The organism is Pseudomonas paralactis (genome assembly GCF_001439735.1).
GTDB classification, from domain to species: domain Bacteria; phylum Pseudomonadota; class Gammaproteobacteria; order Pseudomonadales; family Pseudomonadaceae; genus Aquipseudomonas; species Aquipseudomonas paralactis.
The window spans coordinates 69,331-93,975 of sequence record NZ_JYLN01000008.1 but is presented as its reverse complement, the minus strand read 5'-3'; the positions used below and the strand labels follow the sequence as shown (position 1 = coordinate 93,975).

Annotated in this window: 21 protein-coding genes, 4 tRNA genes and 1 pseudogene; 19 read left to right on the top strand and 7 right to left on the bottom strand. The window is 60.2% G+C overall.

The window, feature by feature from the left end; translation table 11 throughout:
* Nucleotide 1 precedes the first annotated feature (1 nt).
* The gene (locus tag TX23_RS20010; RefSeq protein WP_332873424.1) at nt 2–2,125 is read right to left on the bottom strand and encodes a TonB-dependent receptor plug domain-containing protein; all 2,124 of its coding nucleotides are present in this window, start codon (nt 2,123–2,125) and stop codon (nt 2–4) included.
* 195 nt (nt 2,126–2,320) lie between these two features.
* Between TX23_RS20010 and TX23_RS20005 the strand changes: the two genes are divergently transcribed.
* The 9 genes from TX23_RS20005 to TX23_RS19965 all read left to right on the top strand — a co-directional run bounded on the left by TX23_RS20005 (nt 2,321) and on the right by TX23_RS19965 (nt 10,960).
* Complete coding sequence (locus TX23_RS20005) at nt 2,321–3,346, top strand: NAD(P)H-dependent glycerol-3-phosphate dehydrogenase (protein WP_057703703.1); 1,026 nt, start codon at nt 2,321–2,323, stop codon at nt 3,344–3,346.
* 10 nt (nt 3,347–3,356) lie between these two features.
* Nucleotides 3,357–3,704 carry a DUF4389 domain-containing protein gene (locus TX23_RS20000; RefSeq protein ID WP_057703702.1) on the top strand — a complete coding sequence of 116 codons (348 nt, stop codon included), beginning with the start codon at nt 3,357–3,359 and terminating at the stop codon, nt 3,702–3,704.
* Nucleotides 3,701–4,156, top strand: coding sequence for a phosphohistidine phosphatase SixA (gene sixA / locus TX23_RS19995; protein WP_057703701.1), 456 nt, complete (start codon nt 3,701–3,703; stop codon nt 4,154–4,156). Before TX23_RS20000 ends, sixA begins: the two co-directional genes overlap by 4 nt.
* 870 nt (nt 4,157–5,026) lie before the next feature.
* Nucleotides 5,027–6,676 (top strand): AMP-binding protein, encoded by a 1,650-nt coding sequence (locus TX23_RS19990; RefSeq protein ID WP_057703700.1) that lies wholly within the window; start codon nt 5,027–5,029, stop codon nt 6,674–6,676.
* Nucleotides 6,677–6,706: 30 nt separating this feature from the next.
* A complete protein-coding gene (locus TX23_RS19985; protein WP_057703699.1) occupies nt 6,707–7,150 on the top strand; it encodes a hotdog fold thioesterase in 444 nt (147 codons plus the stop codon).
* Between the two features lie 97 nt (nt 7,151–7,247).
* The gene (locus tag TX23_RS19980; RefSeq protein WP_057703698.1) at nt 7,248–8,051 is read left to right on the top strand and encodes an alpha/beta fold hydrolase; all 804 of its coding nucleotides are present in this window, start codon (nt 7,248–7,250) and stop codon (nt 8,049–8,051) included.
* Nucleotides 8,048–8,902, top strand: a complete 855-nt coding sequence (locus TX23_RS19975; protein ID WP_057703697.1) for an alpha/beta hydrolase — start codon at nt 8,048–8,050, stop codon at nt 8,900–8,902. The genes TX23_RS19980 and TX23_RS19975 overlap by 4 nt, the downstream gene beginning before the upstream one ends.
* A gap of 102 nt (nt 8,903–9,004) precedes the next feature.
* Nucleotides 9,005–9,823 (top strand): DUF4892 domain-containing protein, encoded by an 819-nt coding sequence (locus TX23_RS19970; RefSeq protein WP_057703696.1) that lies wholly within the window; start codon nt 9,005–9,007, stop codon nt 9,821–9,823.
* Between the two features lie 72 nt (nt 9,824–9,895).
* On the top strand, nt 9,896–10,960 hold the full coding sequence (locus TX23_RS19965) for an AI-2E family transporter (protein ID WP_005786630.1): 1,065 nt from the start codon (nt 9,896–9,898) through the stop codon (nt 10,958–10,960).
* A 440-nt stretch (nt 10,961–11,400) separates the two neighbouring features.
* On the opposite strand, the gene TX23_RS19960 is transcribed toward TX23_RS19965, so the two are convergent.
* Both TX23_RS19960 and TX23_RS19955 read right to left on the bottom strand, forming a co-directional pair.
* Nucleotides 11,401–12,435, bottom strand: a complete 1,035-nt coding sequence (locus TX23_RS19960; protein WP_057703695.1) for a sensor histidine kinase — start codon at nt 12,433–12,435, stop codon at nt 11,401–11,403.
* Nucleotides 12,435–13,199: a response regulator gene (locus tag TX23_RS19955; protein ID WP_032877075.1), complete on the bottom strand. Its 765-nt coding sequence runs from the start codon at nt 13,197–13,199 to the stop codon at nt 12,435–12,437. Before TX23_RS19955 ends, TX23_RS19960 begins: the two co-directional genes overlap by 1 nt.
* 259 nt (nt 13,200–13,458) lie before the next feature.
* Between TX23_RS19955 and pyrF the strand changes: the two genes are divergently transcribed.
* Nucleotides 13,459–14,157, top strand: a complete 699-nt coding sequence (gene pyrF / locus TX23_RS19950) for an orotidine-5'-phosphate decarboxylase (RefSeq protein WP_057703694.1) — start codon at nt 13,459–13,461, stop codon at nt 14,155–14,157.
* A gap of 145 nt (nt 14,158–14,302) precedes the next feature.
* Here pyrF and TX23_RS19945 read toward each other — a convergent pair whose 3' ends face one another.
* Complete coding sequence (locus TX23_RS19945; protein WP_057703693.1) at nt 14,303–15,310, bottom strand: NADP-dependent oxidoreductase; 1,008 nt, start codon at nt 15,308–15,310, stop codon at nt 14,303–14,305.
* Between the two features lie 228 nt (nt 15,311–15,538).
* Between TX23_RS19945 and TX23_RS19940 the strand changes: the two genes are divergently transcribed.
* The 4 genes and pseudogenes from TX23_RS19940 to TX23_RS28810 all read left to right on the top strand — a co-directional run bounded on the left by TX23_RS19940 (nt 15,539) and on the right by TX23_RS28810 (nt 19,993).
* Nucleotides 15,539–16,300 carry an SDR family oxidoreductase gene (locus TX23_RS19940; protein WP_057703692.1) on the top strand — a complete coding sequence of 254 codons (762 nt, stop codon included), beginning with the start codon at nt 15,539–15,541 and terminating at the stop codon, nt 16,298–16,300.
* Between the two features lie 199 nt (nt 16,301–16,499).
* Nucleotides 16,500–17,912, top strand: a complete 1,413-nt coding sequence (locus TX23_RS19935; RefSeq protein ID WP_057703691.1) for an aminotransferase-like domain-containing protein — start codon at nt 16,500–16,502, stop codon at nt 17,910–17,912.
* A gap of 80 nt (nt 17,913–17,992) precedes the next feature.
* Nucleotides 17,993–19,135: pseudogene (locus TX23_RS28815) on the top strand (HAMP domain-containing protein); the annotation flags it as partial.
* Nucleotides 19,112–19,993, top strand: coding sequence for a methyl-accepting chemotaxis protein (locus TX23_RS28810; RefSeq protein WP_407071389.1), 882 nt, complete (start codon nt 19,112–19,114; stop codon nt 19,991–19,993). The pseudogene TX23_RS28815 and the gene TX23_RS28810, both read left to right, overlap by 24 nt.
* 36 nt (nt 19,994–20,029) lie before the next feature.
* Here TX23_RS28810 and TX23_RS19925 read toward each other — a convergent pair whose 3' ends face one another.
* Together TX23_RS19925 and TX23_RS19920 are read right to left on the bottom strand one after the other, a co-directional pair.
* On the bottom strand, nt 20,030–20,842 hold the full coding sequence (locus TX23_RS19925) for an alpha/beta fold hydrolase (RefSeq protein ID WP_057703689.1): 813 nt from the start codon (nt 20,840–20,842) through the stop codon (nt 20,030–20,032).
* A 135-nt stretch (nt 20,843–20,977) separates the two neighbouring features.
* Nucleotides 20,978–21,748 carry a hypothetical protein gene (locus TX23_RS19920; RefSeq protein WP_032803393.1) on the bottom strand — a complete coding sequence of 257 codons (771 nt, stop codon included), beginning with the start codon at nt 21,746–21,748 and terminating at the stop codon, nt 20,978–20,980.
* A 360-nt stretch (nt 21,749–22,108) separates the two neighbouring features.
* On the opposite strand from TX23_RS19920, the gene TX23_RS19915 reads away from it, so the two are divergent.
* The 4 genes from TX23_RS19915 to TX23_RS19900 all read left to right on the top strand — a co-directional run bounded on the left by TX23_RS19915 (nt 22,109) and on the right by TX23_RS19900 (nt 22,523).
* Nucleotides 22,109–22,184 (top strand) — tRNA-Glu (locus TX23_RS19915).
* 3 nt (nt 22,185–22,187) lie between these two features.
* Nucleotides 22,188–22,263 (top strand) — tRNA-Gly (locus tag TX23_RS19910).
* A 105-nt stretch (nt 22,264–22,368) separates the two neighbouring features.
* A tRNA-Glu gene (locus TX23_RS19905) sits at nt 22,369–22,444 on the top strand.
* 3 nt (nt 22,445–22,447) lie between these two features.
* Nucleotides 22,448–22,523, top strand: a tRNA-Gly gene (locus tag TX23_RS19900).
* A gap of 77 nt (nt 22,524–22,600) precedes the next feature.
* Here TX23_RS19900 and TX23_RS19895 read toward each other — a convergent pair.
* Nucleotides 22,601–23,392: a helix-turn-helix transcriptional regulator gene (locus TX23_RS19895; protein WP_057703688.1), complete on the bottom strand. Its 792-nt coding sequence runs from the start codon at nt 23,390–23,392 to the stop codon at nt 22,601–22,603.
* A 137-nt stretch (nt 23,393–23,529) separates the two neighbouring features.
* Here TX23_RS19895 and TX23_RS19890 point away from each other — a divergent pair, with 137 nt between their 5' ends.
* Nucleotides 23,530–24,633 (top strand): polyamine ABC transporter substrate-binding protein, encoded by a 1,104-nt coding sequence (locus TX23_RS19890; protein WP_057703687.1) that lies wholly within the window; start codon nt 23,530–23,532, stop codon nt 24,631–24,633.
* Nucleotides 24,634–24,645: the final 12 nt, after the last annotated feature.

Here is a 24,645-nt window from a genome sequence, read left to right as displayed (position 1 = left end):
GTCAGAAGTCCAGCTCCGCGCTGAAGTAAAGAACGTGACGATGGTCGTAATTGTTTTCGGCCCAGGTGGTGGGCTGGTCGTCAAGGCGTTGCTGCAACATGCCGGCCAGCTCCACATTGGTTTTGCCCACGGCAATGCGCTTGGCTACGCGCAGGTCGACCCGTTGGAAGCGATACTGATTAAGGGCGTCGTCGCCATAGTAGAACACTGCGCTGGACCACCCCTGGCCCCACTCGCGCAGCCAACCGGCCGAGCCGCTGTTACGCGCAGTTTGCACCTTGTCCCGGGGGTTGCTGGAGGCCGCATCGACGTAAGCGTAGGTCAGGCGCAGGCGATCGGCGTTGCTCATGCGCCAGTCGAATTGTGATTCGGCACCGGTAAAACGCGAGCTGTTGGCGTTGCTGGCGATGTATTGGTTGTTGCGCAGCGGTGAGCTGATCATGTCGGTGATTTCGTCATAGAACAGCTTCACGTCGACATTCAGCCCCAGGTCGGCAAAGAACCCGTTGTAGCCCAGTTCCCGGGAGCGCATCAACTCTTTATCGAGGTCGCCAGGGCCGCGCGTCACGACAAAATATTGCCCGGAGTTTTGCCCATAGGCCGGGGAGCTGAGGTTGTTGACGCGGTAGCTCCAATTGACGTTGTTCTCGAACATGTCCGGCGAGCGGATCGCCTCGGAGTAAACCGCCCGCAACCCGTGACGCGGGTTGATCAGGTAATTGACCGCCACACGCGGCGTCAGAGAGTCGCCGCTCAGGTGACTGTCTTCGTACATGGCGCCGCCCTGCAGCAGCCAGTGTTCGCTGGCCCGCCATTCCAGGTGCCCGAACAGGCGCCAGGTGGTGTCGTCCAGGGTTCCATTGAAGTAGGTGTCCGAGTCGGCGCGGTCATAGCGATAATTCGCGCCGCTGACCAGGCGCAGGCTGTCGGAGAGGCTGAAGGTGTCCTGGATCTCCAGGTCGTAGCGGCTTTCGCGGGTGCTTTGGTCGATATCACCGCAGACGGTGTCCTTGCCGCCGTGGTTTTTCCATTGATCCAGCACCTGGTTGGCCAACGCCTGCTCGGCGGCGCTTCCGGGAGGCGGGGAACCCTGGCTGTAGCTATCCATGTGCCGCGCCAACAGTTCGGCATAGTTGGGGTTGAGTTGCCACAACTGGGTCAACTGCGGGCTGAACGAAACCTTGGCATCACAGGCTTTCCAGACCTGTCGGCGGTCCCATTGCTGGGCTGAACCCTGGATATACAGACTGTGATCGGGGTTGAAATCGAAATTCCAGCGCAAAGAGCCCGCGTAGTCCTTGGCCACGACATCGGAATTGCTGCCGCCTTCACTAATTCCGTCGAACACCGGAGTGTAGGTATAAGGGCGCTGATTGGTGCCTTCCTTGGCATTGAGTTGCCAGTCGATACTTTGTTGCGCGTTCAGCGTCTGGCTCACCGCCAGGCTGAAACGGTTGAGACGCCGACCGTCACGGCGGTCGGCGCCGACCGCGTCGCTGTCAAAACCATCGTCCTGCTGCCCGGACAGGGACAGGCGCAAATCGCCGGTTTCCCAACCCACGCCCTGGCTGGCATAGAAGTCGTTGATCCCACGTTCGCCGCGGGTGACCTTCACCCGTGAGCCCTGGCTGTTGGCGGGGGAACGGGTGAGGATGTTGACCACCGCCATCAGTGCGTTGGCGCCATAGCTGACGGTGTTGGGGCCGCGAAATACCTCGATGCGTTCGATATCTTCCATGGCTACCGGGATATCGCTCCAGTCCACCGTGGCCAGGCCGGCGCGGTACACCGAGCGGCCGTCGATCAGCACCTGCATCCGCCGCGCATCACTGGCGCTGGTGCCGTGGTAGTTCACCGACGCCTGGTTGCCGGTGGTGTAGCCGACCATCATCCCGGGCACCAGCCGCAGCAATTCCGCGATGTCTCGGGCGCCGCTGGCCTTGATCAGCTCACTGTCGATCACCGTCATGCTGCCGGGCACGGCGGCGGCCGATTGCTTGAGGCGCGTGGCGGTCAACACCTGCGGCAGCGGCTGGCTGTCGAGAAACAGATCGTCAGCCAGTGCAGGTACGCTGCACAACAGCATCAACCATAGAGATGAGCGAGGAGGAGGGCCCAGGTACACGGCACGGCCTTGTTAATGACGGATAGCCGCCCATGTTAACTGAGGTGGGGCTATTTGCCAGTCGTCGGACTTGCAATTACTTCGTACAAACGTGGCATTTTCCGACAAGTGCCCGAATTGATACGGGGGCTGGCCGCAAGCCGGGCGCCCCGTATAATGCCGCCATCGCCATTGGTATGGATTAACGGATTGCATATGACTCAACAGCGCCCTATTGCGGTCCTGGGAGGCGGAAGTTTTGGCACCGCCGTGGCTAACCTGCTGGCCGAGAACGGCCATGCCGTACGTCAGTGGATGCGTGACCCCGAGCAGGCTGAAGCCATCCGCGTGCACCGGGAAAACCCCCGTTACCTTAAAGGCATCAAGATTCATCCGGCCGTCGAGCCGGTCACCGACCTGCTGGAAACCCTCACCGCCTGCGACCTGTGCTTTGTCGCGCTGCCCTCCAGCGCCTTGCGCTCAGTGTTGGCGCCGCACGCCGAGCGCCTGGCCGGCAAGTTGCTGGTCAGCTTGACCAAAGGCATCGAGGCTCAGACGTTCAAGTTGATGAGTGAAATCCTCACCGAGATTGCCCCACGGGCGCGCATTGGCGTGCTGTCCGGGCCGAACCTGGCGCGGGAGGTGGCCGAACACGCCTTGACCGCCACGGTGGTCGCCAGTGAAGACGAAGCCTTGTGTGAGCGGGTACAGGCCGTGCTGCATGGCCGTACCTTCCGGGTTTACGCCAGCGCCGATCGCTTTGGCGTCGAGTTGGGCGGGGCGCTGAAAAACGTCTACGCCATCATTGCCGGCATGGCCGTTGCCCTGGGCATGGGGGAAAACACCAAAAGTATGCTGATCACCCGCGCGCTGGCCGAGATGACCCGCTTTGCGGTGAACCAGGGCGCCAACCCGATGACGTTCCTGGGCCTTGCGGGTGTGGGCGACTTGATCGTCACCTGCTCATCGCCCAAAAGCCGCAACTATCAGGTAGGTTTTGCCCTGGGCCAAGGGCTGAGCCTGGAAGACGCCGTGACCCGCCTTGGCGAAGTGGCCGAAGGGGTCAACACCCTCAAGGTACTGAAAGCCAAGGCCCAGGAAGTGGGCGTGTATATGCCGCTGGTCGCCGGTTTGCACGCGATCCTGTTCGAAGGGCGCACCTTGGAACAGGTCATCGAGTTGTTGATGCGGGCCGAACCCAAGACCGATGTCGACTTTATTTCCACCAGTGGTTTCAACTGAGGAACGCGCCATGAACGATCCGAAAGCAGCCCCCAAATATGAGTCGATTGCCTTGCGTATCCTGTGGATGCTGGTGTTTGCGCTGGTGTGGCAGGTGGCGCAATTCCTGCTCGGCGCGTTGGTGGTGGTGCAACTGATTTACCGGCTTGTCTACGGTGCGCCGAACCTGGGCCTGATGAATTTTGGCGACAGCCTCAGTCAGTTCCTGGCGCAGATCGGTCGCTTTGGCAGCTTCCACACCGACCAAAAGCCTTGGCCGTTTGCCGATTGGCCAACTCCGCGCGCACCCGAAGGCGAGGTCGCCCACAGCGTACCGCCGGCACCGCATCCGGTGCGTGATGAAGAGCCGAAGCTATGAAGTTGTGGGTTTTGCGCCACGGCGAGGCCCAAGGGCACGCTCGTACGGATGCCGAACGCAACCTCACCGAGCATGGCCGTGCCGAAGTATTGCGCAGTGCAGCGCACCTGATCGGGCAGCCGCTCAGTGCCATCATCGCCAGCCCTTACGTACGGGCGCAGCAGACGGCTCAATTGGTGCGCGAAGCGTTGGGGTTCGAGCCGGCCATTCGCACGGTGCCGTGGTTGACGCCCGATGGTGATGTTCAGCAGGTGCTGAGGGAACTTGATACTGATGACAACGTGTTGCTGGTCAGCCATCAGCCTTTGGTGGGCAGCTTGATCAGTTTTTTGCAGCATGGGCATCAGCGTCAGCCGCAGCCGATGTATACGGCGAGCCTGGCGGAGCTTGAGGGGGACTTTCCGTTGGCGGGGTTGATGAGCCTTGTGGGGGTGAAGAATCCCACGGCATAAGGGGCGAGGCTGAGCCTGTGGCGAGGGAGCTTGCTCCCATGACGGCGTGTAAGTCGCCGAATCTATATCTGATGTGCTGGGGTCCAAATGTGGGAGGGGGGCCCCCGATGGCCATGGGTATCTACACAACTTTTGTAGCCGCTGCCGACGCTAACCACGATGCGAAGCGAGCCGCTCTTGCTCTTGCTCTGCTTTTGATCTTGATCTTAGGCGCCCCGTCAAACCACGCTGGCCGGAATTCGACAGGGATTTGGGGGGTAAACCGGCAGGGATGCCGGTTTAGCCGCCCCGCGCCATGGATGGCGCGTGGCGGCGGCCCCCCAAATCACTGTCGGATTACGGGCACACCGAGCCTAAGCGAGGTGCCGAGTGGTGGGGCAAGAGCGTTTTGCTTACTTTTGCGCTTTTCAAAAGTGAGCCGCCGTAAGGGCGGAACCCATAGCAGCCGTTACCCAAATAACGGATATGTACTCGATTTGATCCAACATCCTGACCGGCTGCCAGGCCGCCATCGGGGGCAAGCCCCCTCCCACAAGTCCGGCGTCGCACCAAAGAGTTGTGTAGATACCTATGCCCCGATGGCGGCCTTAGGACCGGCCAGCATGTTGGATCAAATCGAGTACATATCCGTTATTTAGGCAAAGGCCACTTAGGGCTCTGCCCTGTCGGATTCTGGCCAGCGTGGTTTGACGGGGCGCCTAAGATCAAGATCAAAAGCAGATCAAGAGCAAGAGCGGCTCGCTTCGCATCGTGGTTACGGTTGGTCGCTGCTTTACTTCGCTTAGCAGGCCTTTGGCTTTGTGTGTGCTATACAGTCAACCAAGCAAGTGCTTGGTTGGCTGTATCTCGGATCACAAAGGAGCGCGTCCCATGCCTGTCGCTTTTCGTTTGCCGTTGCAGGTCTTCTTCGAGCGTGAAGCGCGGCATCCGCGTAAGGTTTTTCTGGTGCAGCCCATGGACGGTGGCGAGGTGCAGACGCTTACCTGGGGGGACGTCGGCCATCAGGCCCGTTGTGCCGCTCACTGGTTGCGCGCTCGGGAGTTGCCGCCGGGTTCGCACATTGCTCTGATTTCGAAAAACTGCGCGCACTGGATAATTGCCGATCTGGCGATCTGGATGGCCGGGCATGTGTCGGTGCCGCTTTATCCCAACCTTACCGCCGATTCTGTTGCTCATGTGCTGACCCATTCCGAGGCGGCGCTGGCGTTGATCGGCAAGCTGGATGACTGGCCGGCCATGGCGCCGGGCATTCCGGCGGGTGTGGCGACCATCAGCCTGCCGCTGTGCCCGGCAGGGCGTTTCGATTTTAGTTGGGCTGATCTGCAAGGCTGCTCACCGATCCAGGACAACCCCGAGTGCGTTGCCTCGACACTGGCCACCATCGTCTATACCTCCGGAACGACCGGCTTGCCGAAGGGTGTGATGCAAACGTTCGGGGCACTGGGCTTCGCCGCCACTCGCGGGACCGAGTTGTTTGGCTTGGGGGAGGGTGATCGGCTGCTGTCTTACCTGCCGCTGTGCCATGTGGCCGAACGCATGTTTGTGGAAATGGCGTCGATCTATACCGGACAAACCGTATTTTTCGCTGAAAGCCTGGAAACCTTCCTGACAGATTTGCGCAGGGCACGGCCGACGGCCTTGTTTGGCGTGCCGCGTATCTGGACCCGGTTTCAGTTGGGTGTCTACGCCAAGCTGCCGGAAAAACGCCTCGACACCCTGTTACGCCTGCCTTTTATCGGCAAGCGTGTCGGTCATAAGGTGCTGGCGGGCCTGGGGCTGGATGCGCTGCGTATTGCCCTGTCCGGCGCGGCACCGGTGCCCGAGGCCTTGCTGCGTTGGTATCAGCGCCTGGGCCTGGACGTGCTGGAAGTGTATGGCATGAGTGAAAACTGCGGCTATTCCCATGTGTGCCGCCCCGGCGCCCAGAAGCTGGGTTGGATCGGCCTGCCATGCCCAGGCGTGGAAGTGCGCATCGACCCATCAGGCGAAGTGCAGGTGCGCAGCGGCGCGACCATGCTGGGCTACTTCAAGGACCCGCAAAAAACCGCCGAGACGCTCACCGAAGATGGCTTCCTGCGTACCGGCGACAAGGGTGAGCAGGACGCAGAGGGCCGTCTGCGCTTGACCGGGCGCCTCAAGGAAATTTTCAAGACCAGCAAAGGCAAATACGTGGCTCCGGCGCCGATTGAAAATCGCCTGGCCGAACACGCAAGCATCGAACAGGTCTGTGTGGTCGGCGAAGGGCTTGGCGCACCGATCGGGCTATGCGTGTTATCCGCTCAGGGCCAGGACCGGCAAACGCTTGAAACCCACCTTGAACACTGGCTGGCACAGGTCAACGCCGGGTTGGATAAGCATGAGCGCTTGCGCCAATTAGTGGTGGTGAAAGACAGTTGGGCGGTGGAAAACGGCTTTCTCACGCCGACTTTGAAGATCAAGCGCAACGTGATCGAGTCGACGTACGGGGCACAATTGCACAGTTGGAGCGAGCGCGCCGAAGCCGTTCTGTGGCAGGATTAGGGCCGTAATAAAACCAACAAGGACAACCCTATGAGCCTGTGGCGCACCCAACCGAATATCGATCAACTCAACGCGATCCAGAAAAACACCATTGGTGAGTTGCTGGATATTCGTTTCGAAAGCTTCGACGAGCACTCCCTCACTGCCAGCATGGTGGTTGATCACCGCACTCATCAGCCCTACGGCCTGCTGCACGGTGGCGCCTCGGTGGTGCTGGCCGAGAGCGTCGGCTCCATGGCTGCTTACCTGTGCATCGATGCCAGCAAATTCTATTGCGTGGGCCTTGAGGTCAATGCCAATCATCTGCGTGGCGTGCGCAGCGGGCGGGTGACGGCGGTGGCCAAGGCTATCCATATCGGGCGCACAACCCAGGTATGGGACATCCGCCTGAGCAGCGATGATGGCAAGGCCAGTTGCGTCTCGCGCCTGACCATGGCCGTGGTGCCGCTGGGCGAAAATCCGCCGGCGCGATAGGCGTGGCGTGAGTGTCATCATTCCTGGCAGTTACAGTCATTGCTGTAGAGGACTGGCATGGTGACAATCAACCTCTGTTTTTATCGATGGAACCTGTATGTCGCAGCACGTGTTTTTTACCCACGCCAATGGCTTCCCTTCGGCCACTTACGGCAAGCTGTTCGCCGCGCTGGCCCCGGAATATGCGGTGGCGCATTTGCCGCAGCACGGTCACGACCCCAGGTTCCCGGTGGATGATAACTGGCAGAACCTGGTGGACGAGTTGATCCACCACCTTGAGCAACAGCCGGAGCCCGTGTGGGGCGTCGGCCATTCCCTCGGTGGCGTGCTGCACCTGCACGCGGCCATGCGTTGCCCGCAGTTGTACCGTGGCGTGGTGATGCTCGATTCGCCAGTGCTCACCCGTGCCGACCGCTGGGTGATCCGCGCCGCCAAGCGCTTTGGTTTTATCGATCGACTGACACCGGCCGGGCGCACCCTTGGCCGACGTGAAGAATTCACCGACCTGGACACCGCGCGCAGTTACTTCGCCGGCAAGACCCTGTTTCGTGGCTTCGACCCCGAATGTTTTGACGCGTATTTGCAGCATGGCCTGCAGCAAGTCGGCGACCGTCTGCGCCTGCGCTTCGACCCCGCTACTGAAATCAGCATCTACCGCGGCGTGCCGCACACCAGCCCGGGCCAGGTACGCCAGCTTAAAGTGCCGCTGGCCGTGGTACGTGGTCGTCAGAGCCGAGTGGTCATGCGTCACCATGCCAGCGGCGTCGACCGCTTGCCCATGGGCGAAATACTCACCATGCCGGGTGGTCATATGTTCCCTCTGGAACGCCCCCAGGACACGGCGGCCTTGATCAAGAACCTGTTCGCCCGCTGGCAAGCCCGCGAGCGCAATTGCGCATGAGTACGCCGGTCGAAGAAGTCCGCCTGAGCCTTGCGCATATCGAATTGGCCGCGCACCTGTTCGGGCCCGAGGACGGCCTGCCGGTGATTGCCCTGCATGGCTGGCTGGACAACGCCAACAGCTTTGCGCGCCTGGCGCCGAAGCTGCACGGGTTGCGCATTATCGCTCTGGATATGGCGGGGCACGGGCATTCGGCTCATCGTCCGGCAGGGGCCGGTTATGCCTTGTGGGATTACGTCTACGACGTACTGCAGGTGGCCGAACAACTGGAATTGAAACGTTTTGCATTACTTGGCCACTCCCTGGGCGCTATCGTCTCGCTGGTGTTGGCCGGGGCGCTGCCGGAGCGAGTGACGCACCTGGGTTTGATCGATGGTGTGATCCCTCCGACCGCCAGTGGCGAGAATGCAGCCGAGCGTCTGGGCATGGCCTTGCAGGCGCAACTGAACCTGCAGGACAAGCGCAAGCCGGTTTACAACACCCTCGAAAAAGCGGTTGAAGCACGCATGAAAGGCGTGGTGGCGGTCAGTCGTGAGGCGGCGCAACTGCTGGCCCAGCGCGGTTTGATGCCGGTGCCGGGTGGTTACACCTGGCGCAGCGACAGTCGCCTGACCCTGGCATCGCCGGTGCGTCTGACCGATGAACAGGCCATGGCTTTCGTGCGGCGCGTAAGTTGCCCAGCGCAGTTGGTGGTGGCGGCTGATGGTATGTTGGCGAAACATCCCGAATTGCTTTCTCAGCTACCCTTCAGCGTTACCACGCTGCCAGGTGGCCATCATTTGCACCTGAATGATGAGTCCGGCGCCGCTCTTGTTGCAGACTGTTTCAATCGGTTCTTCTCCACGCCTTGACTTGGCGGGGTCAACTGCCGAGGCTGGGCGGATTGAAAGGGAGTCAACCATGAACACACTCAATACTGCTGTGACCACCATTGGCCAGGGCTCATCAATCCGATGAGCCTGGGTAAAGGATGTATCCGTGCCCTTGGCCTTTGTTGTTTCAGCCCCCTGGTGTTTGCCGCCGATGTGCCGGGCAGCCAGGATTTACCTGCCGTGTCCCGCCAGGTAGACGCGCAAATCGTCGATTATCGCCCCGCTGAAGAAAAGGAACGCATCTACCCCATGGGCGCAATCCGCAAGATCAGCGGCCAGTTGCGTTATGAAGGCCAGGCCATCGCGCGTGGCCAAGCCACTGCCATCACCTATGAATTGCCCGCGGAGCACAGCTCCAGCGCCGCCTTTACCGCAACGCGCGAAGCCTTGCAGGCCAAGGGCGCGCAGCTGTTGTTCTGGTGCCAGGCCCGCGATTGCGGCGAGAGCAGCCTGTGGGCCAATGAAGTGTTCGGCAACGCCAAGTTAGTGGGGGCCGACGGCCAGCAGGAATACCTGCTGCTGCGCCTGGCCGCCCCGCAGGACAACTCGCTGGTCGCGCTGTACGGCATCACCCGCGGCAACCGACGCGCCTACCTGCATGTGGAACAACTCGACGCCAACGCGCCCTTGGGTCATTTGCTGCCCACCTCGGCCACCCTGTTGCGAGAGCTTAAAAGTACGGGCGAGCTGGACTTGCCTGCGTTGGCCGCCGAGCCTGATGATACGTGGCTGACCTTGATTTCCCGGGGATTGAACCTGGATACCACCCTGCGTGTAAGCCTGACCGGCCCGAAAGCCGAGGCCTGGCGCCAGGCCCTGGTCGACAGGGGCGTGCGCGCCGCACGCCTGGAAACCGGCAGCGGTGACGCTAAGGGTTTGCACCTGCATCTGATACGCTGACCGTTACAAGGCGAACGGACCCGTGCCGTTCGCCTAAGCTCTCTTCCTACAGCCTTATTCTCGAGATACCCGATGCTCAATAACGATCGCCTGCTGGTGCAAATCCTGCTGCTGGTGCTGTTCGGTGCCAGCTTCTGGGTCATGGCGCCGTTCTGGTCGGCGCTGTTCTGGGGCGCGGTGCTGGCATTTGCCAGTTGGCCGCTGATGCGTTTGCTCACTCGCTGGCTGGGCGGGCGGGAATCCCTGGCCGCCGGCATCCTGACGTTGGGCTGGATGTTATTGGTGGCGGTGCCGCTGGTGTGGCTGGGGTTCAACCTGGCCGACCATGTGCGTGATGCGGTGGCGCTGATCAAGGATATCCAGGTCGACGGCTTGCCCGAGGCGCCGACATGGTTGGGCTCGATCCCGTTTGTCGGCGAGCGCCTGGTGGCGATGTGGGACAGCATTGATCAACAGGGCGCAGCGTTGATGGTCAGCATCAAGCCGTACCTCGGCCAGGTCGGCAACTGGTTGCTGGCACGCAGTGCGCAAATTGGCGGCGGTATTCTTGAGCTGACCCTGAGCCTGGTCTTCGTGTTCTTTTTCTACCGCGATGGTCCGCGCCTGGCGATGTTTGTGCACCGTTTGCTGGAACGGCTGATCGGCGAACGTGCCGGCTATTACATTGAGCTGGTGGCCGGTACGGTGCAGCGGGTGGTCAACGGTGTGATCGGTACTGCGGCGGCCCAGGCCTTGCTGGCGTTGATCGGCTTCCTGATCGCCGGCGTGCCGGGCGCGCTGGTGCTGGGTATTGTTACTTTCCTGCTCAGCCTGATTCCCATGGGGCCGCCGTTGGTGTGGATTCCGGCCACGGCGTGGCTGGCGTGGAAGGGGGATTACACGTATGCGGTGTTCCTGGGGGTGTGGGGGACGTTTGTGATCAGCGGGGTAGACAACGTGCTCAAGCCATACCTGATCAGTCGTGGCGGTAATCTGCCGTTGGTGATTGTGTTGTTGGGGGTGTTTGGGGGGTTGATTGCCTTTGGCTTTATCGGGTTGTTTATTGGGCCGACTTTGTTGGCGGTGGCCTATAGCCTGCTGACGGACTGGAGTGCTACTCAGGCGCAAGTGCGTCGTGATGACAAGCCGTGTAATTGAGGGGTTGGGCATCATGTGGGAGGGGGCTTGCCCCCGATGGCGGCCTTGGGGCTGGCCAGGATGTTGGGCTTTGATCGAGTGCATATCCGTTATTTGGGTCACGGCTGCTATGGGTTCCGCCCTTACGGCGGCTCACTTTTGAAAAGCGCAAAAGTAAGCAAAACGCTCTTGCCCCACCACTCGGCACCTCGCTTAGGCTCGGTGTGCCCGTAATCCGCCAGTGATTTGGGGGGCCGCCGCCACGCGCCATCCATGGCGCGGGGCGGCTAAACCGGCATCCCTGCCGGTTTACCCCCCAAATCCCTGTCGAATTCCGGCCAGCGTGGTTTGACGGGGCGCCTGAGATCAAAAGCAGATCAAGAGCAAGATCAAGAGCGGCTCGCTTCGCATCGTGGTTACCGTTGAGCGGCATGCTACAGAGTCGTATAGAAGAGAGAAGCTCAGCCCCTCGGCAACCACATCACCGCAGTCAATCCACCCCCCGGTGTGTCCTCCAGGCTCAGGTGCCCGCCAAGCCGTTCGACTGCCTCTTTGGCTATGGTCATCCCCAAACCGACCCCTCCGGAATTGCGGTTGCGCGATCCCTCCAGGCGGAAGAAGGGTTCGAATACCGCTTCGCGTTTATCGGCGGCGATCCCCGGGCCGTTATCGATCACCCGGATTACCAATGCGCCACGGCTGTCGGCCAGTTCTACCCGGGCCATGCCGGCGTAGCGTAACGCGTTGTCGATCAGGTTGTTGAGGCATGAGCGCAGGGCCATGGGTTGCACTTGCAAGGGCGTGCAGGTACCTGAAAATTGTACGTCGCGGCCCTGGTCCTGGGCGTTCTCGCTGAGGGATTCCACCAGCGCCTGCACGTCGAGCCAATGCCGCGTTTCGCTGGTGCGTTGTTCGTGCAGGTAGCTCAGGGTGGCGTCGAGCATACCGATCATGTCGTCCAGGTCCTGGCGCATCTGGCCTTGCAGCTTGGTGTCTTCGATCTGTTCCAGGCGCAGTTTGAGGCGTGATAGCGGGGTGCGCAGGTCGTGAGAGACTGCGCCGAGCATACGCGCTCGCTGGCTGACTTGTTCGCGGATGCGCTTTTGCATCAGGTTGAAGGTTGAGGCCGCTTGTCTGGCCTCGCGCGGGCCCGACTCCACCAGCGGCGGGCTGTCGAGGTCGACGCTCAAGCGCTCGGCTGCGGCACTCAGGCGCTGGATCGGCCGGCTCAGCAGTTTGGCGCCGTACCAGGCAGCGATGATCAGCGAGATAAATTGAAACGTCAGCGGTACCAACGGGCCACTAAACCAGGGGCGAGGTTCCTTGTGCAGTGGTTTGAGGGTGCCGTCCGGTTGTTCGACGAACGCCTCGGGAGGCGGGGGCGGCGGCCTGCCGTAGTGGTGGAACCAGAAGATCGCTAGTACATGGGCGAGCACAATGGCGACCAGCAATAGGCCGAACAGTCGCCCGAACAGCGTATTGAAGGTGGCGCGCATCAACCGATATCCCGGGCGTCGAACAGGTAGCCTTCGCCGCGTACGGTCTTGATCAACTGCGGGGCCTTGGGGTCATCCCCCAGTTTCTGGCGCAGGCGTGATACCAGCAAATCGATGCTGCGATCAAAGGCTTCGATGGAGCGACCACGGGCCGCATCCAGCAGTTGCTCGCGGCTCAATACGCGGCGCGGGCGTTCGATGAACACCCACAGCAAGCGAAACTCGGCGTTGGACAGCGGCACCACCAGGCCGTCATCGGCCACCAACTGACGCAGTACGCTGTTGAGGCGCCAGGTGTCGAAGCGGATGTTGGCCCGTTGCTCGGTGCGGTCATCGCGCACCCGGCGCAGGATGGTCTGGATACGGGCCACCAGCTCTCGCGGTTCGAAGGGTTTGGACATGTAGTCATCGGCGCCCAGTTCCAGGCCGATGATGCGGTCGGTGGGTTCGCAGCGGGCGGTGAGCATCAGGATCGGAATGTCCGACTCGGCACGCAGCCAGCGGCACAGCGACAGCCCGTCCTCGCCCGGCAGCATCAGGTCCAGTACCACCACGTCAAAGGTTTCGGCCTGCATGGCTTGGCGCATGGCGGTGCCGTCGGTGACGCCCGAGGCCAGGATATTGAAGCGCGCCAGGTAGTCGATCAGCAGTTCGCGGATCGGCACGTCGTCGTCGACGATCAGCGCACGGGTGGTCCAGCGTTTGTCTTCGGCGATCGTCGTGCCTTTAGGCTCTTCGTTTACGGGGACGGAAGGGGTCTGCATAGTGCGATCATCTGCCTGAGTAGTGCTGTCAGCATAGGCGCCCAGCACCATGGCTGGAAATGCTGGGCGGGCGATTGTGTACGCGAGGCTAGCCGGGCGGCGTGTTGAGGGCGTGTCGTGAATGTATCGGCATTGAAACAAATGCTCCAAACAACGTGGATCGGGCACTTGATCAGTATTTACCGATCATCGGATCCCGCAACGGCGCTGCTTGCGCTACAATCCGCGCCGATTTCGACTTGCCTGAGAGCCTATTCCAATGTCCGTCTGCCAGACTCCTATCATCGTCGCCCTGGATTACCCCACTCGTGACGCCGCACTGAAGCTGGCTGACCAGTTGGACCCCAAGCTTTGCCGGGTCAAGGTCGGCAAGGAACTGTTCACCAGCTGCGCGGCGGAAATCGTCGGCACCCTGCGGGACAAAGGTTTTGAAGTGTTCCTGGACCTGAAATTCCATGACATCCCCAACACCACGGCAATGGCGGTGAAGGCTGCCGCCGAAATGGGCGTGTGGATGGTCAATGTGCATTGCTCCGGTGGCCTGCGCATGATGAGCGCGTGCCGCGAAGTGCTGGAACAGCGCAGCGGCCCCAAACCACTGCTGATCGGCGTGACTGTGCTGACCAGCATGGAGCGTGAAGATCTGGCCGGCATCGGCCTGGATATCGAGCCTCAGACGCAGGTGCTGCGCCTGGCGGCGCTGGCGCAGAAAGCCGGCCTCGACGGCCTGGTGTGCTCGGCCCTCGAAGCCCGGGCCCTGAAAAACGCCCACCCGACATTGCAATTGGTGACGCCGGGCATTCGCCCTGCCGGCAGCGCGCAGGATGACCAACGCCGTATCCTGACTCCGCGCCAGGCTCTGGATGCCGGTTCAGATTACCTCGTGATCGGCCGTCCGATCAGCCAGGCGGCGGATCCGGCCAAAGCACTGGCTGCAGTCGTTTCAGAAATCGCCTGATACCTGTAGGAGCGAGCTTGCTCGCGAAAAACGTCAACGATAACGCGTATTCCCTGAATGAGCGCGGCGTCTGTGAGCTTTTCGCGAGCAAGCTCGCTCCTACGCTGGCCCTGGGCTTGCCCCCTACATTTGGGGCTATGGCGTGTCAGCTGACTTTTAGCACCAGCTTTCCAAAGTTCTCACCGCTGAACAGCTTCATCAGTGTCTCCGGGAATGTCTCCAGCCCCTCGACAATATCTTCCTTGCTCTTGAGCTTGCCCTGGGCCATCCAGCCGGCCATTTCCTGCCCGGCCGCCGCGAAGTTTGCCGCGTGGTCCATCACCACAAACCCCTCCATGCGCGCGCGGTTGACCAGCAACGACAAGTAGTTGGCCGGGCCTTTGACGGCTTCCTTGTTGTTGTATTGGCTGATCGCACCACAAATCACCACACGGGCTTTGAGTGCCAGGCGGCTGAGCACGGCGTCGAGAATATCGCCGCCGACGTTATCGAAATAGACGTCCACGCCCTTGGGGCACTCGCGCTTGAGGGCGGCCGGTACGTCTTCGCTTTTGTAGTCGATGGCGGCGTCAAAGCCCAGCTCATCCAGCAAGAACTTGCATTTGTCGGCACCGCCGGCAATCCCCACCACTCGGCAGCCTTTGATTTTGGCGATCTGCCCGGCGATGCTGCCCACGGCACCCGCGGCGCCGGAAATGACCACGGTGTCACCGGCTTTCGGCGCACCGGTCTCCAGCAGGGCGAAGTAAGCCGTCATGCCGGTCATGCCCAAGGCTGAAAGGTAACGCGGCAGGGGCGCAAGCTTGGGATCGACCTTGTAAAAACCACGGGGCTCGCCGAGGAAATAATCCTGTACGCCCAGGGCGCCATTTACGTAGTCCCCCACTGCAAAGCTTGGATGGTTCGAGGCGATCACTTTGCCTACGCCCAGCGCCCGCATCACTTCGCCGATGCCCACCGGCGGGATGTAGGATTTGCCCTCATTCATCCAGCCACGCATGGCCGGGTCGAGGGACAGGTATTCATTGCGCACCAGCACCTGGCCGTCGGCAGGCGTACCCACCGGCACTTCCTGGTAGGTGAAGGTTTCTCGCGTGGCCGCACCGACCGGGCGTTTGGCGAGCAGGAATTGGCGGTTGGTCTGGGCGGTCATGGCAAGGACTCGTTGGAAATGAATCATGAGTGATAGCCCTTCAGTAACCGAAGGGCAAGGTTATCCGTGGGAGGCGAATGCCCGTCGATAGGCGTCGCTGATAATCTGCCGGGTAGGCTTATCACTGCGATTCATGCAGCGCCAACCGGCCTCCTGATAGTGATGACGCGTTACTCCCCGCGTTGACTAGACTCGCGCCACCGCTACTACTCCCACAGGACAATTCCCATGAGCATGACATTTTCTGGCCAGGTCGCCCTGGTAACCGGCGCCGCTGCGGGTATTGGTCGCGCCACTGCGCTGGCGTTCGCGGCCGAAGGCTTGAAGGTGGTCGTTGCCGACCTCGACGTGGCGGGGGGCGAGGGCACTGTCGCACTGATCCGGCAGGCCGGTGGCGAAGGGGTGTTTGTGCGGTGCAACGTCACGCTCGAAACGGACGTGCAGCAATTGATGGCGCAGACGGTCGCCACCTATGGACGACTGGACTATGCCTTCAACAACGCCGGGATTGAGATCGAGAAAGGCAAGCTGGCCGACGGCAGCCTGGATGAGTTCGATGCGATCATGGGGGTTAACGTCAAAGGCGTATGGTTGTGCATGAAGTATCAGTTGCCGTTGTTGTTGGCCCAGGGCGGCGGAGCGATCGTCAACACGGCATCGGTGGCCGGGCTGGGGGCGGCACCGAAGATGAGCATCTATGCGGCGTCCAAACACGCCGTGATCGGCCTGACCAAGTCGGCAGCCATCGAATATGCGAAAAAGAAGATCCGCGTGAACGCGGTTTGCCCGGCAGTGATCGATACCGACATGTTTCGCCGCGCCTACGAGGCCGACCCGCGCAAAGCCGAATTTGCGGCGGCCATGCATCCGGTCGGGCGCATCGGCAAGGTTGAGGAGGTCGCCAGCGCCGTGTTGTACCTGTGCAGTGATGGTGCCGCCTTTACCACTGGCCAGTCCCTGGCGGTGGATGGCGGCGCGACGGCGATCTAGGAAGGCGAGTGCCACAGTGTTCGAAACAGGGCGAGGTGCTGTGGGGCGTTTCCATAGCGGGCAGTGGGCCTTGCCCGAATATGTATCAGTAGGTAAATAATCTAATAAAATCAATACTTTAATAAATCTTGGTGGCCGGTTTTGGCGAGCTTCTGTGCTTAACTGTTTTGGGTTAACAGACAGTTCAAGTGAGTGGCTCATGGATTTAGGGATCGATCGACAGGCCCTGGTACCGGTTGTTCAGCAAATCGTCAGCGCGGTGGCGCATTGGATTCGCAAGGAAGGGGTGAGCCCCGGAACGCGCTTGCCGTCCATTCGGCAATTGGCCCTCGACAACCTGCTGAGCCAGTCCAGCGTGATTGAGGCGTTCGAGCGGTTGGTGGCCCAGGGGCTGCTGGCCACCAGGCACGGCTCGGGGTTCGTGGTGGCGCAACCTGCGGTTACCCATGAACGCCACTGGTATGAAGGCGCGGAGCAGGGATGGGGTTCTTTTACCGACAGTCCCATCGGCGAGTTGAAACTGGGGTGTGGCTGGCTGCCGGACGACTGGCGCGAAAGCGATGACATCAGCTATGCAATCCGCGAAATCAGTCGTACCGACACCGGGGCCTTGTTCAACTACAGTACGCCCCTGGGGCTGCCGGTCCTGCGCGAGCAACTGCTCAAGCGTCTGACCCAGATTCACGTAACCACCAGCCTGGACTGTATTCTCACCACCCACGGTGCCAGCCATGCCCAGGACTTGCTGATACGCACCTTGCTCAAGGCCGGTGATGAGGTGGTGGTCGAGACACCCGGGTATGGCAACCTCTATCGCCAGCTGGCCTTTCAAGGTGTCACGCTGCTGGAGGTCCCGCGCGCCCGTGGCGGCCCGGATCTTCCTGCCTTGGAAGGGCTGCTGCAAACCCATCGGCCCAAGTGCCTGTTCATCAATAGCCTGTATCACAACCCTACCGGCACCAGCCTGTGCCGTACGGTGGCGCAGCGGTTATTGGAACTGGCGCGCGAGCGGGATTTCCTGATCATCGAAGAGGATGTGTACGGCGACCTGCAACATGCCAGTTGTACGCGCTTGTCGGCGCTGGACCACGATGACCGAGTGATCTATGTGTCGAGTTTTTCCAAGACCCTGAGCAGCGCCCTGCGCGTGGGCTACCTCTGCGCCAGTGCCACGCTCATTGAACAATTGGCTCATCTCAAGACCCTGACCGGTATCGGAACCTCGCGCTTTGCCGAAGCCATGGTGGCAACGTTGTTGAGCAACGGCACTTACCGTAAGTGGGTGCAGCGCCTGCGCAAGCACCTGAATGCGCAGATGGCTGCAACTTTGCAGGTGCTGGAGGATGAAGAGTGGCAGGTCTTTGCCGTTCCGGCAGGGGGTATGTTCCTGTGGGCGCGACCGGGCATCCCGGATCCGTTGCGGCTGCAGGCCTGTGCGCGGCGGCTCGGCGTGCTGCTGTCGCCCGGGGCGCTGTTCAGCCCCACCGCAGAGCGTAGCGACTGGCTGCGCATCAATGTGGCCTATGCGGCGGATCAGCGTGCATTGGCGTTGTTCCGTGCTATGGGGCCGACCAGATCGACCTCGACCATTCTGAAAACGACGAGCATGTAGCTTTTTGCCATTATTGCAGCGCCAGCGGCTTGTGCTCAGTGCCCCGGGGTTGCCACTCTCGCTGCTGGTAAACCTGGCTTATGGCAGCTGCCATTGCAAGAGGATCAAGTGCAATGATTTGGGGCGTGCAACGACGATTCGCCAACCTTGGTATGGCAATAAAACTGGGCTTGGGTTTTACCCTGGTGCTCCTGCTGACGGCCCTGGTGGCGGCGATCGGTGTGGGGTCCCTGCACACCGTCGGCCAGCGTTTTGATGGCCTCAAGCAGATGTCTTCGCTCAATAGCGAGTTGCTCAATGTGCGCGTGATCGAACAGAACTACGCGTTGCACGCCGACCCCAAGGCCGTTGACGCCCTGCATGGCAGTGTTGAGGCGTTGCTGGCCCAGGCCATCAGCCTCAAGGCGCGGTCCGCCACCAACGAGCGGGTGATGAGCGATGTTGAGCAAGCGTTGATCGCCTATCGCAAAGCGTTCGATGAGTTCGTCGACTTGACCCAGGCTAAAGACCTGGCGCTGGAAATGGCCAGTTGGTCGGTGTCCAGCGTGGCGAATAACCTGGACGTGTTGCAGGCCGGCCTCGCCGACGACGGCGCTTATGGCCTCAAGGAAAGCCAGGGCAAGGAGGGCGCCGAGTTTATCGAGCAGGCGGGGCAGGTCAGCCAGGTGTCACGCTTGATGCTGCAAGCCATGAACGAGGCGCGGGTACGCCTGGATCAAAGCCGCAAGGCTGAGGCAGAGGATGTCGGCCAGGGCAAGATCGAGCAGGCCGACCAGGCCTTGGCCGAAGTCGAGAAGCTCAAAACCAGCGTCAAGGACGCGGGCTACCAGACTGTACTCAACGAAGTCGGCGGGCATATCGCCTCATTCAGTGAAAAACTCGGCGAATACACCGGGCTGCTGGCCCAGGAAAAGCTGGTTTACACGCAACTGCATGACCGCGCCGAGCAAGTGGTCAGCCGCGTCAATCAGGCGTACGCCGCCGAAGACCAGTCCATGCAGGCGCAGTTGCAGCACAGCACGTGGTTGATCATCGGTTCTTCGGCCTTGGCGTTGCTGGTGGGCTTGATTGCTGCGTGGCTGATTACCCGGTTAATCGTTGCGCCGTTGCGCAGCGTGATCGCCGTGGCCCAGCAGATTGCCTCGGGTGACCTGAGCGGGCGCATGGAGGTCAGCCGTCGTGATGAAATTGGCCAATTGATGCAAGCCATGCAGCAGATGAGCAGCGGTCTGAGCCAGATGGTCAGCGGGTTGCAGGCTGGCATCGAACAACTGGCCAGTTCCGCGCATTCGCTGTCCAGCGTTACCGAGCAGACCAACCACGAGGTCAGCAGCCAAAAGGAAGAAACCGAACAGGTCGCCACGGCGATGAATCAGATGACAGCCACCGTGCACGATGTGGCGCGCAATGCCGAGCAGGCCGCGCAAGCTGCACAGACGGCGGACGCCAAGGTCGACAGCGGCCAGCAGGTGGTGCGCATGAGTTTGCAGCGTATCGAGTTGCTGGCGACATCGAGCAACAGTGCCAGCGCGAGTATCGAAAGCCTCAGCGCAGAGATTCAGCACATAGGCACTGTGCTGAGCGTAATTAATAGCGTGGCCGAGCAGACCAATCTGCTGGCCTTGAACGCTGCCATCGAAGCGGCCCGTGCCGGTGAGCAAGGGCGTGGCTTTGCCGTGGTGGCCGACGAGGTACGGGCCCTGGCCAAGCGCACCCAGCAATCGACCGAGGAAATTGAACGGCTGGTCAGCACCTTGCGCAGTGCGGCGCAGTCATCGGTACAGCAGATCCAGCAAAGTGGCGAATTGGTGAAGCTGGCGGTCGGTGATGCCCTGCAAACCGAAAGTGCCTTGGGCAGCATTGCGGCCGCCGTGTCACTGATCCAGCAAATGAACCAACAGATCGCCGCCGCCGCCGAGCAACAAAGCTCGGTGGCCGAAGAGATCAACCGTAGCGTCACCAGTATTCGGGCGAGTGCCGATCATTCGGCCCTGAGTATGCAAGGCAATGCCGCATCCAGCGTTCAGCTGGCGCAGTTGGGCGTGGAACTTAAGGGGATGGTGGGGCATTTCCGCCTGTGATCGCCGCTGGGGTGCGGCGAGCAAGGCGAAGGTCGCTCAGGCGTTGTTGGCGAGGAATGTCAGCAGCGCTTCGTTGACGAAGTCCGGGTTTTCGCGGCTTGAGATATGCCCAGCCTCAGGGATCAGAATCAGGTCGCAACCAATCAGGCCGGCCATTTCCTCGGATTCGGCAGGGGGGCGGGGTTTGTCTTGCTCGCCGCACATTATCAGGGTGGTGTCGGCGTCCAGGTGCGGCAATTGCTCGAGGATATCTTCGCGGCTGAAGATCAAGCGGCCCAGCGGGACGATGCTGTCGAGCAGACGTTCGCGGGGGAAAACTTGCAGGGATCTGCGAAAATCCTGATACAGCGCCGATTCACGGTCGATGCCCGGGCGAAAGAAGATCGGTGCGATTACATCCAGCAATGGCTCAGGGATGGCGCCGGCGTCTTCAATCATCTTGAACAGCGAGAAGTAGTACTGACGCGTTGCTTCGGGTTCGGCACCGAGGTAGGTGTCCATCAGCACCATGCTGTTGATGCGCTCGGGCGCCAGCAGTGCCAGGCGCGCGCCCCACATGCCACCGACCGAAAGGCCCGCCAGGTTGATCTGCGCGATGTCCAGGTGATTCAGCAGCGCCAGGGCCTGGCGCGCCAGATCATCCAGGGACCGGGTTTGCGTGGGTAACGTGCCCGATTCGCCATGGCCCCACAGCTCGGGGACGATTACGCGGTATTGCTGCGACAGCGCTTCAATCTGCGGCGTCCACATGTCGTGGGCCCACAGGTAACTTGAGCCGAGCAATACGACCGGGCCACTGCCCTGGTCAAGGTAGTGCAGCGGTTGTCCATCAATCATGGCAACAGGCATAGCAGGCCTCTAACTTCACGGAGTGAGGGGCACTTTTTTACGCTAGTCGGGGGCGGGGGGATAGATGCAAAGTGATGGCATATGGTGTGAGGGTGCCATCCAACTGACACCCCTCCGACGTTATTATCTGGCCTGTCAGTCGTAGATAGCTTTCTTTTTCCACTCGGCATCGGCGTCGACGACCTTCAAGCCTTCAGTGAGCTCGTTGACTTCGTCTTCTGCCGGCTGGCTGTTGGTCAACACCGTGGAGTTGGCGCGGGCCAGTTGTGACTCCAGCAGTTGCAACTGTGCGCTGTAGAGCACCGGCTCCGGTTGTTTGCGCAAGTACTGCACGCCGCGTTCGAACGCCAGGCGTGCCTGGCCGGGTTGGCCTTGCAGCAGGGCGTGTTGGCCGAGGTTGTTGAAGAACTCGATATGCAGCAGCACCAGGATATGACGGATTTCCTTGATCCAGTGCTTGGCTTCATTGGTTGGCAGGAAACCGTCCTGGGCTGCGCGGGTGACTTGGCCGTGCAGGGCTTCGAGCAAAAAGCGTACATCCTTGGCCTTGGCTTCGGTCTGGATCGGTGCTGGTGGGTTGGCCACCGGGATCGATTCGCCTTGAGCAATCAGCGCATTCAGCTCGCTGATGCGTGCCTTGATTGGCGCACTGGACTTGTTAAGGTTCAACAGACGCTGGTTGACGTTCAGCTCAAGGCGGGCCAGCAACAGTTTGAGCGCCGGGGTCATCAGTTGGCCGGGGAAGGTCTCGGTGATTTCACCGCAGCGACGCAGCCGATCGTTAAGCTCGATCTCGGTGCGCTTCTTTTCCAGCTTGTTGTTTTCCACCACGTGGTTCATGTAGCCAATGGCGATCAGTATTACGATCCCGGCTATTACCAGCAGGGTGATCATGAGTGGTGTCACCGGTGTGACCTCTTTTATAGGGATTGCTGTGGAGTGTAGTGACTGGGGCACCCGGCGGATAGGACCGATCGACCAGTTGCCCAGGTAGTTGCTTCTATATAGGCAAGCGCATCCGTGAATGGATGCACATTGCCATCATTTACCCAGGCAGACTATAACGCCTTGTCGAACGCCAGAATATAGGCGCCAAGGCTCCAGCGGCGACAATGCCTGCACGGGCCGGTAAACCATGGCGAAGTCATTGATTTAAATAAATTTATCCTTGGGGGTTGACGACCTTTCAATCCATCCATAGAATGCGCGCCACTTACAGCGTAAAGCACACAGCGAAACGCGGTAGGGAGTGAATGTTGTACGTGTGTCCCCTTCGTCTAGTGGCCTAGGACACCGCCCTTTCACGGCGGTAACAGGGGTTCGAGTCCCCTAGGGGACGCCATATGCGGGAATAGCTCAGTTGGTAGAGCACGACCTTGCCAAGGTCGGGGTCGCGAGTTCGAGTCTCGTTTCCCGCTCCAATTTACAAGCAGTGTGGCCCTCGGGCGGCATTGAGTGAAACCAGGACCAAGTCTTCGGACAAGGCCTCTGGGCACTGAAATACACACCATGTGTTTCAGTAGCGTGTCCCCTTCGTCTAGTGGCCTAGGACACCGCCCTTTCACGGCGGTAACAGGGGTTCGAGTCCCCTAGGGGACGCCATTTGCGGGAATAGCTCAGTTGGTAGAGCACGACCTTGCCAAGGTCGGGGTCGCGAGTTCGAGTCTCGTTTCCCGCTCCATATTTAACGAAAACGCCGATCAGCAATGATCGGCGTTTTTGTGTGTGCTGAATTTATTCGGCTGGCGCACTTTCCATTCAAGTGGTCGCATGGGCCTCCTGTCTTTGCATAAAAAACCGCGCAAACAATTCGGACTGCGATTTGATATTGAGCTTGCTGTAGAGGTTGCGGCGGTGGACTTTAATGGTTTCCGTCGACAGCAACAGTTTCCCGGCGATTTCCTTGTTGGAGAAACCGCTGAGCAGCAACTTCAGTACGTCTTTCTCGCGTGCCGTTATGTGTGCCTCCAGCTGAGTAAGCGCCTCAGTCCACGGGGCCGGCTCGGCGATATTCTTTTGCGGGTCAATTTCAAAGCTCATGCGTTGATGCATCATTGCCGTCACCCACGGCTTGATCATGTCCAGTAGCGTGACTTGCGCCTGTGTGAAGCGCAGGTTACTGCCAAACGACATGCACAGCGTTCTGTCGGCATCGAGTTGCACGTTGTATTGCGCCTCATCAACCGAGATGTATTGCGCGAAATATTGCTGGTAGTACTCGGTTTCAAGAAAGTGCTCCGGCGCAATATCGAGCAGATGGAAGAACCCGCTCTGCGGGTTTTCCCGATTGGCGATATAAAACGGGTCCAGCAGATAAAGGCCCTTCACATACCGATGAATAAAAGCATCGACTTCTTCGCTGTCTGCCACCTCCGGCAGGCTGATCACCCGCACGGCGTGATCGCCGAAAACCAGTACAACCCAATTGTCGATCTGCACATATTCATTCAATACGCGAATCAATGAGCTCCAGAACTCTGGTCGATCAAGCTGCATGATCAGTTTGCCAACCGATCGGTGCCAGGCCAGGCTTTGAAGGTCAAGCGACATGTTCTACCCCTTTAGGGTTAGGGATTGACAGGCAGGGGCTAAGTACTTGTAGGTATTTACTATTCGACAACGCCCGGTATATTCACCCCGAGCTTACGATGGCCATGAAGGCGCTTCGGGTAGACAGGGATAGTCATATGAGTCGTTCACACTTGCGAGCTATTTTTTTAGCCTCGCTGCTTGGCGCCGCCATCAGCACGCCAGCCACCGCCGCGCAATCTTCGGTGTATCTGTATAACTGGTTCGGGTTTCTTGAACCGCAGACCCCGAAAGCGTTCCAGCAGGAAAGCGGCATCAAGCTGCATATGGATGCCTTTGACAGTGCTGAAACCATGCAGAGCAAAGTCATGGCCGGGCGCACCGGGTATGACTTGGTGGTGGCCACGTCCAATGTGCTGCCCGGCCTGATCAAGGCGGGTGTGCTGCAAGAGTTGGACCGCTCGCAACTGAGTAATCTGTCGCATATCGATCCCGATATCCTCTCACTGCTGGCGGTCAATGACCCGGGCAATCGCTACGCCGTACCCTACGTCTGGGGTACTACCGGGATTGGCTACGATGTGGACAAGGTCAAGGCTGCTCTGGGTGATGATGCCCCGGTAGACAGCTGGGACCTGATCTTCAAAGAAGAAAATATCAGCAAGCTCAAGGCCTGCGGCGTCGCCATGCTCGACTCGCCCAGCGAAATCATTTCGATCGCCTTGCACTATCTGGGACTGCCCAGCAACAGCACCAACCCTGAGGATTACCAGAAGGCCCAGGCTTTGCTGTTGAAAATTCGCCCTTACGTGCTCTATTTCGACTCTTCGCGAATCGACACCGACCTGGCCGACGGCAATATTTGCGCAGTTGTAGGCTGGGCCAATGGTGCACTGGCCGCGCAGGCGATCAATGAAAAATCCAACAGTGGACGCAAGATTGCCTACAGCCTGCCCCGGGAAGGCGCGTTGGTCTGGTCTGAAAACTGGGTATTGCTCAAAGACGCTCGTCATCCCAAGGCCGCGCTGGAATTCATTAATTACATGCTGCGGCCCCAGGTGATTGCCGAGACGTCCAACTACATGCTCTATCCCAACGCCAATAAAGACGCCACACAGTTCGTTGAGCAGAAATTGCGCGATAACCCGTGGATTTATCCTGATAAAAAGACCATGGCTACGCTGGTTCCGCTTGAGCCGTTGCCGTTGAAGGCGGAGCGTATCCGCACCCGGGTCTGGACCAAGGTCAAGAGCGGTACGTGAGGGTAAGCCTGT